This window comes from Streptomyces sp. NPDC005263 (genome assembly GCF_042872365.1).
Classification (GTDB): domain Bacteria; phylum Actinomycetota; class Actinomycetes; order Streptomycetales; family Streptomycetaceae; genus Streptomyces.
Genome location: NZ_JBIAKJ010000029.1, coordinates 1 through 7,510, shown reverse-complemented (window position 1 = coordinate 7,510; position 7,510 = coordinate 1). Strand labels below are relative to the sequence as shown.

General features: G+C 68.7%; 7 protein-coding genes and 1 pseudogene. 6 read left to right on the top strand and 2 right to left on the bottom strand.

All coding sequences use genetic code 11. From position 1 onward, the window contains the following. Positions 1 to 242: 242 nt before the first annotated feature. Complete coding sequence (locus ACFYRY_RS42855; RefSeq protein ID WP_389158927.1) at positions 243 to 1,586, bottom strand: diaminopimelate decarboxylase; 1,344 nt, start codon at positions 1,584 to 1,586, stop codon at positions 243 to 245. 118 nt (positions 1,587 to 1,704) lie between these two features. On the opposite strand from ACFYRY_RS42855, the gene ACFYRY_RS42850 reads away from it, so the two are divergent. Then, on the top strand, positions 1,705 to 2,736 hold the full coding sequence (locus ACFYRY_RS42850) for an Lrp/AsnC family transcriptional regulator (protein WP_389158924.1): 1,032 nt from the start codon (positions 1,705 to 1,707) through the stop codon (positions 2,734 to 2,736). 289 nt (positions 2,737 to 3,025) lie between these two features. After that, positions 3,026 to 3,643: a hypothetical protein gene (locus ACFYRY_RS42845; RefSeq protein ID WP_389158921.1), complete on the top strand. Its 618-nt coding sequence runs from the start codon at positions 3,026 to 3,028 to the stop codon at positions 3,641 to 3,643. Positions 3,644 to 3,673: 30 nt separating this feature from the next. Here ACFYRY_RS42845 and ACFYRY_RS42840 read toward each other — a convergent pair whose 3' ends face one another. Next, positions 3,674 to 4,330 (bottom strand): TetR family transcriptional regulator, encoded by a 657-nt coding sequence (locus tag ACFYRY_RS42840; protein WP_389158918.1) that lies wholly within the window; start codon positions 4,328 to 4,330, stop codon positions 3,674 to 3,676. A gap of 76 nt (positions 4,331 to 4,406) precedes the next feature. Here ACFYRY_RS42840 and ACFYRY_RS42835 point away from each other — a divergent pair, with 76 nt between their 5' ends. From ACFYRY_RS42835 to tpg, 4 genes and pseudogenes are all read left to right on the top strand, one after another. Next, entirely contained in the window at positions 4,407 to 5,099 is a 693-nt protein-coding gene (locus tag ACFYRY_RS42835) for an NAD(P)-dependent oxidoreductase (protein ID WP_389158915.1), read from the top strand. Then, complete coding sequence (locus ACFYRY_RS42830) at positions 5,096 to 5,500, top strand: pyridoxamine 5'-phosphate oxidase family protein (protein ID WP_389158913.1); 405 nt, start codon at positions 5,096 to 5,098, stop codon at positions 5,498 to 5,500. The genes ACFYRY_RS42835 and ACFYRY_RS42830 overlap by 4 nt, the downstream gene beginning before the upstream one ends. Continuing rightward, positions 5,497 to 6,405: a haloalkane dehalogenase gene (locus tag ACFYRY_RS42825; protein WP_389158929.1), complete on the top strand. Its 909-nt coding sequence runs from the start codon at positions 5,497 to 5,499 to the stop codon at positions 6,403 to 6,405. Before ACFYRY_RS42830 ends, ACFYRY_RS42825 begins: the two co-directional genes overlap by 4 nt. A gap of 659 nt (positions 6,406 to 7,064) precedes the next feature. Continuing rightward, positions 7,065 to 7,299: pseudogene (gene tpg / locus ACFYRY_RS42820) on the top strand (telomere-protecting terminal protein Tpg); the annotation flags it as partial. Positions 7,300 to 7,510 lie beyond the last annotated feature (211 nt).

Genomic DNA, 7,510 nt, shown 5'->3' with positions numbered 1-7,510 from the left:
CAGCCCCATCGCCTACGAGACAGCACTCGACACAACATCAACTACCCTGGCCGAAGCCGCATAGCCCGTGTCCAAGATTCCGGGTCAAGGCCCCTGTGCTGGCGGCTCCTGGCTCGGTGCGTGGCGCACTGGCGGAAGCGGCGGCCGGTGTGCCGCGGCGCTGTGCATGTCGGCCCGGCCCCGGCGCGAGGCGAGGGACCGGCCCGTGGGGCCACGCGTGGCGTGCGGTGCTCGAGGTGACTTCAGCGGTCCTCGGCGCTGTTGAGGGCCAGGAGGGCGTCGCGGTGTTCCGCGCCTGCCTCTGCGACGACTTCCGCCGTGGACTGGGCGGTGCGGATGGGGACGAAGACCGTGCCGTCACCGGCACTGCTGAATCCGTGTACGGCCGGGCGGGGCAGGCTGTTGTAGGAGAAGTGGGACGAGAAGTAGTAGGCGCCGGTGTCGCGCAGGACCACCAGGTCGCCTTCCGTCAGCTCCGGCAGCTCGCGGCCGTGGGCCACGACGTCGCCGGCGAAACAGCATGGCCCGGCCACGTCCTGGACCAGTTCGCGGCCGCGGCGGCGTCGGCCGCCGGCATCGTAGGCCTCTACTCGCAGCGGCCACGCCTGAGGCATGAACACGGTGCGCGTCGCGGTCTGCGCGCCGGCATGGGTGATGGCGATGCGCCGCCCGCCGGCGTCCTTGGTGTATTCGACCAGCGCGGCGATGAAGCCGTTCTTTGCCAGCAGGGACCGACCGAACTCGGTGACGAGCGAGTGGCGGCCGCTGAAGAGTTCGGGCACGCGCGCCCGCAACACCGCTACGTACTCCGTGTAGCTGGGGCGGACCGAGTCGTCGTCGAAGTTGACCGGCAGGCCTCCGCCGATGTCCAGGCTGGTTACCTGGCGCCGCCCGACGGCGGCGTTGATCTCTTCGGCGAGTTCATACGCCGCGCGCACGCCCTCGGCGATGAGTTCCAGCGGGCAGCCCTGCGAGCCGACGTGCACGTGCAGGCGCGTGAGCCAGGGTCGGGCGGCAAATGCCGACACCACTTCGTCGCGCATGCCGGGATCGGCGAGCGGGACACCGAATTTCGAACTGGCGGAGGCCGTACTCATCGCACTGATCGACCCTGCTCCCACCTGGGGGTTGACGCGGATTCCCAGGACGGAAGCCGTCTGTGGCGTGACCAGTTCGTCGATCCGCTTGAGCTCGTCGAGATTGTCCGCGTTCACCGCCACCCCGAGGTTGAGCGCCTCGGCCAGTTCTGCGCGCGTCTTCGCCGGCGAGTCCAGAACGATGCGTTCGGCAGGAAACCCCGCGGCAAGAGCCTGTGCCAGTTCGCCCGGGCTGGCCACCTCGCAGCCGAGCCCTCTGGCTGCCAGCAACCGCAGCACCGGGACGAGCGGGCATGCCTTCGCGGCAAAGGCGTGCAGAACCGCGACCCCTTCGAACGCGCTCTGCAGTTCTCCGACCGTCGTGTGCACCCCGTCGATGTCGATGAACCCGGCCACCGGATGCGCGGCCCCGGTGAGTCCCGCCTCGACCGCGGCCCGAACGACCCGATCGAATCGGCCTTCGCTGGATGGCTGACTGTCCCGGTCCATGGATGCACCTTCCTGTTCGTGTCCCCCAGACTCACCCCACTGCGGCGCACCGGATCCTGGGCGCTGAAATTCGTCACATGTTCGCTGAATCAAGCCGAAATATTGCATACTCCTCGACATGCCCCTCAGTGACCTGCCTGATCTCGTCGTCGATGAGGTCGATCTCGAGCTCATCAACGCGCTGCAGGTGGCCCCACGGGCGACGTGGGCCGTCCTGGGCCGGACGCTCAGGCTCGATTCGGCCACCGTCGCGCGGCGGTGGCAGCGCCTCAGCGCGGCCGGTCTGGCCTGGGTGACCTGCACCGTGGGCCCGTCCATGCACAGCGATACGTGCATGGCGTACGTCCGCGTCGTCACGGCACAAGGTCACTTCGATGACGTGGCGACACGTCTCGTGGAGAATCCGGCCGTGCGCTACGTGCACCACACGACGGGAGCGAGTGCCCTGCTCGTGGTGGTCGCCCGGAGAAGCCCCGCGGCCGTGGCCCACTTCCTGCGCGACGTCCTGGACCTCATGCCCGGCGTGCTGTCGTACCAGTCCGAGATCCGCACGGTCGGTTACAGCGAACCGAGTCGTTGGCGCCTGCGGAGCCTTGCCCCAGCACAGCAGCAGACCCTCCAGGCGCCGGCCGTCGAAGCCCGCGGAATCAGGGTGGACGAGGTCGACCGATCCCTCTACGAGTTGCTCCACACAGACGGGCGCATGGGCTTTACGGAGATGGCCGAACAGGCAGGCGTCAGCGAGGCCACCGTCCGTCGGCGGGTGAACCGGCTTCTTGCCAGCGGATCCCTGCGGCTCAGATGCGAGGTGGCGCAATCGGTGTCCGGATGGCCGACGACCGCCATCCTGTGGGCGCGCGTACCGCCCTCTTCTCTCGACCAGGTCGCGCGTGCGCTCGTCCCGCGCCCCGAAGTCCGCCTGAGCTGCTCCCTGTCGGGTCCCGAGAACCTGCTGACGATGGTGTGGCTACGAACCCCGGCAGAGCTCCCGGAGTTCGAACGCGTCCTGTCCGAGCGCCATCCGGAGTACACCGTGACCGACCGAGCCGTCTGCCTGCACACCATGAAGCAGATGGGGCGCCAACTCGACGCGGACGGGCGCTGCATCCGCGCGCTCGCGATGAACCCGCATGCTTTCCCCGTCACCTGAGCCCGCCGCCCTGGAGCATTGGGTGGGCCGCGCCACACCCGCGGACGTCTTGGCCGTGTACCACGACCGGCTGCGAAGGGGAGTAGCCCCGCAATACGGTCGTCGACACACAGGAGCCCACGGGTTCCCGGTGACCGGGCCCGTGATCGTTGAGACTGCGGGTGGGCGAGACCTTCGGCCCTTTGTCGACGACATTAAGTGCGTATCGGCGGGGTCGAAGACGTTCCGCCGCTCCTCGCGCCGCTCGTCCTTCGAGGCCCCGCCGGTGCGGGAAGGCTGGACGAGTCCCGTGATCCATTTCGTATTGCTCATCGCCTGCGCTGTGGCGATCTACTTCTCCTGCGAGTGGTTCGTCAACGCCGTGGAGTGGCTGGGCGAGCGCCTCAACGTCGGGAAGATGGCGGTCGGAACGATCCTGGCCGCCTTCGGTACCGCCCTGCCCGAGTCCGTGGTGACGCTGGTCGCAGTGACCACCGGCGCAACCGAGGAGGCAAAGAACATCGGCGTTGGTGCCGCGATGGGCGGTCCACCCGCCCTGGCGACCGTCGCCTATGGCGTGACCGGCACCATGCTCCTGCTCAAGCGCCGCAAGGAACGTGCCGCCCTCCTCGCCACGGTGGGCGGTGGCGGAAGCGACGTCGCTCCGCCTGACAGCGATGCCCTCGGCGACGCGGAGGACCATTACGGCCAGGACGACGAGCTCCACTGGATATCCGTCGATCGCAAAGGGCAGTGCGCTGTCGAGGAACTCTTCTCCACGCTGCCGGGGGCGGCCTCGAGGGTGGCCCTCGGCGCGGAGTTGGTGGAGTACGCCAAGCTCCTCAAGCAGCAAGGCATCAGCCTCGGCCAGAGCGCGGCCAAGACCGGCATCCCGAAGACCTCCCTGCACCGCTACCTCCAGGCGTAACTGTGCCGGGGGTAAGGGGTAATGAGGTGGTCAAGGCCGTACGAGACCCCCGCCGGAGGTCGGCGAACCACGGTGGCCCGCTCTGGTGATTGCCGCGGTACGGGGCCTCGGGGCCAGTGCGGCGCGGAGTACTGGGGCGAGGATGTGGCGGGCCTCGGCCGGGGAGAGGGCGGCCAGGGTGGGGAGCGGGTTGAGGTAGCGGGTGTAGATGAGGCCGCCGAGGATCGTCACCAAGGCCGTGGCTCGGGCGGTCGCGTCCTGGCCGCCGAGAAATTCAACAAGCCGGGCCAGCAGCTCCCGTTCCAGGTATTCGCGGATGACCTCGGCCGCCTCATCACCCTGGACGGTGAGCTGACGGAAGTCAGCGTCTTCCCACAGGTCCGTCACCGCGTCGACCAGGCGGTCGGGGAGGGTGGCCCGGTCGCCGTCGAGGACGTCGTCCACGGTCAGCGCCTGGGCGCACTGGAATTGCATCACGTCCGCGAACAGGCCCTTCTTCGAGCCGAAGTGGTACGCGATCAGCGCCGGGTCGACGCCGGCTGCCCCGGCCACCGCGCGCACGGTGGTGCGCCGGTAGCCGCGTTCGAGGAACAGCGACCGGGCCGCCGAGACAATCGATTCACGGGTCGGCGGGTTGCCGCGGGGACGGCCTCGGGTGCGGACGGGGGCAGGGGCGGCGTTATTCATCAGCGTTGAGCCTGCGTTCCGTGATCGGCACAGTCAAGGGCGTTCCGCGATCCACACGAAGGGATACCCCGAGATCATGCGTATCGCAGTCTTCGGCGCCAACGGGCCGACCGGCCGCCACCTCACTGACCAGGCCCTCACTGCCGGGCACGAGGTCGTCGCCGTGACCCGCCGCCCGGGCTCTCTGCCCGCACGGCCTGGCCTGACCGTGGCTGTCGCCGATGCCACCGATCCGGCGGCCGTCGACGCCGCGGTCAGCGGGACGAACGCCGTTCTCTCCGCGCTGGGTGCGCGCTTCAGCAAGGAGACCATCACCACGTACTCGGCGAGCGCCACGGCCATCACCGCGGCCATGACCCGCCACGGCATCAAGCGCCTGCTCGCCGTCAGCTCCAGCATCGCCGACCCGAAGTGGCGGCCAACCGGCGCGCACTTCTTCAACCATGTACTCGACCCGCTGGTGACCCGGCGCCTGGGCCGAACCCTCCACGAGGACATGCTCCGTATGGAGGCCGTGGTCCGGGAGACGCGCCTCGACTGGACTCTCGTCCGGCCCTCAGGCCTCTTCGAGCACCCGGCCGTCACGGACTACCGCACCGCTGAGACCAGCGCCGACGGCGTCTTCACCGCCCGCGGGGACCTCGCCGCGAGCATGCTGCGCGAACTGGAGGAACAGCGGTACGTCCGCACGGCCATGGGTGTCATCACCACGGCAGTGAAGCCGAACATCGCCAAGCTGATCTGGAACGAGGGCGTGAAGAAGAAGTGAGCCGAGCGACCGCCGAACTGCCAACCGCTGCACGGGCGTTCCTCACCCGCCCTCACGCAGCCACCCTCGCCACCATCCGTCCCGACGGAACCCCGCACGTCACCCCTGTCCGCTTCACCTTCGACGCTGCCGCGGGCCTGGCCCGGGTGACTACCCGCGCGGGGACCCGTAAGGCCCGGAACGTGGCGGCGGGCGGACCCATGGCTCGTGGCGCGCTCTGCCAGGCGGACGGCTTCCGCTGGGTCACCCTCGAAGGCCGGGCTGCGGTCAGCGATGACGACACGCGTGTGGCCGATGCGGTGCGCCGCTACACCGACCGCTATCGCATGGCTCCTCCCGCCCCGCCGGATCTGGTCGTCATCGAGATCTCTGTCGAGCGCGTCCTGAGCCTCAACCTCTGAATTTCCCGTACGGAAAGCGAAGTGACACCGCGATGCCCACCGTTCCTGTTCTCGACTCCACCTTTCACTACCGTGAGAGCGGCGATCCCGACGGGCTGCCGTTCGTCTTCCTCCACGGCAACCCCACCTCCTCCCACCTGTGGCGAAACGTCCTGCCTGGAGTTGCCGCGCCCGGCCGTCGCCTTCTCGCGCCCGATCTCATCGGCATGGGCGACTCCGGCAAGCCCGACCTCGCCTACTCCTTCGACGACCATGCCCGTTACCTCGACGCCTGGTTCGACGCACTCGGCGTCACCGAGGCCGTTCTCGTCGGCCACGACTGGGGCGGCGCGCTCGCCTTCGACCGCGCCGCCCGCCTGCCGGGCCGCGTCCGCGGCATCGCCTTCACCGAGACCATCATCAAGCCGCTGATCGGCGATGAATTCCCGACAGCTGGCCGGGAGTTGTTCACCCTCCTGCGCACCCCTGGAGTGGGCGAGGAGATGATCCTGGAGAAGTCACTGTTCATCGAGGGGCTCCCTGACACTCTCGCCACCCCGCTCGCCCCTGCCGATCTCGAGGTCTACCGCCGCCCTTTCCCGACCCCGCAGAGCCGCCGCCCGGTGCTGGCGTGGACGCGCATGATGCCGTTGGACGCCGAACCGGCAGACGTCGTGGCCCGCATCGAGCACTATGATGCGTGGCTGGCCGCAAGTCGCGAAGTCCCCAAGCTGCTGGCCGCGTTCGAGCCGGGCCCGGGAGCGATGACCGACCAAGAAGCCGTGGCCTGGTGCGAGAAGCACATCGCGGGTTTGGAAGTCTCCCGCCACGGCCTCGCCGGACACCACTCCCCGGAAGACCGCCCCGAGGAACTGGCCGCCGCGATCAGCGCATGGGCCGACCGTCACGGATTGGCAGACCAGTAGCCGCGGCCCTCGATCACGGTGGCCGCTCGCCCCGGTGTCGAACAAGCTGCCGCCCCTGGCGGTGTACGCGCCGAGAATCGCCCTCGCCCGTCGAACTGAAGCCATCGAACGCCGCGACCCGGCAGGGGAACCCTGCGCCGAGGACGGCAACGGCGTCACACCAAGATGACGGCTCAATCAACTCATAGTCGACGAGCAGATGACTTCGGGCATCAGCACCGCCGACTTCGAAAACCGACATCGATCGCCATGCCCGCCCTGCCCATCCGGTACTGCCGCAGAAAATGCGGCATTTACTGCGGCAGGCACAGTCAGGGCGCACTCAATCCGATGGAGTATCAAATCGTGTGACACCAAACTGCACTCTCTGCTTGGTTTCTACTCGACCCCCGTGTGAGGCCGACCTCGCGGGCGAGGCGGCCGTACTTCTTGTTGTGCCAGCGGCGGTCACCGCCGCTGACGTCGACGATGCTGCGGGTGAGGGCCAGGCCGGCCGCCGAGCCCGAGGGTGCCGGAGGACACTCGAAGTTTCCTGCGGTTGCGCCCGGTTCCCCTCGGTCATCTGGCGAATGGGTGTTCCCTGGTGTCCGAGCTGGGATTTGGGGCCAACTCAGCCGGCCTGGAATGCGGCAGCCGCGGCGCCGACCTCGCCGCGGCTGATCGACGACGCCGTACGGCAGCGGTGGCAGCCCGAGGTGCGCAAGAGCCGGCAGCGCCAGGCCGCCACCACCGGCGGGATCACGGTGGAAACCAGGGCCCGGTTCGGGTACACCGCACCGGTCGGGACGAGCGACGACGGACGGTTTAAGGCGACTGACCGTGCACCTTCCTCCGGAGTACGCCCGGCGTCTGTTCGAGGCCCGTGACGCGGGCCCCGGCAAGCAGCAGATCAGGGCTGATGCGTTCTCAGGGGGCGAGACGGGTGGTGTCGGCTGATATCGGTGCTCAGCATGTGTGCCTGGCGCGGCGTCGTGCCGAAAAATTCGGTTGACCGCGGTGGGGCGGCGCGGGCTAGTGCCGCATCAAGCTTCGTTCGCCCTGTCGTGATGTGTCGCCCAGTTGCTGCGTCGGGAAGTCCCAGAGGGCCAGAATGATCACGTGGCTG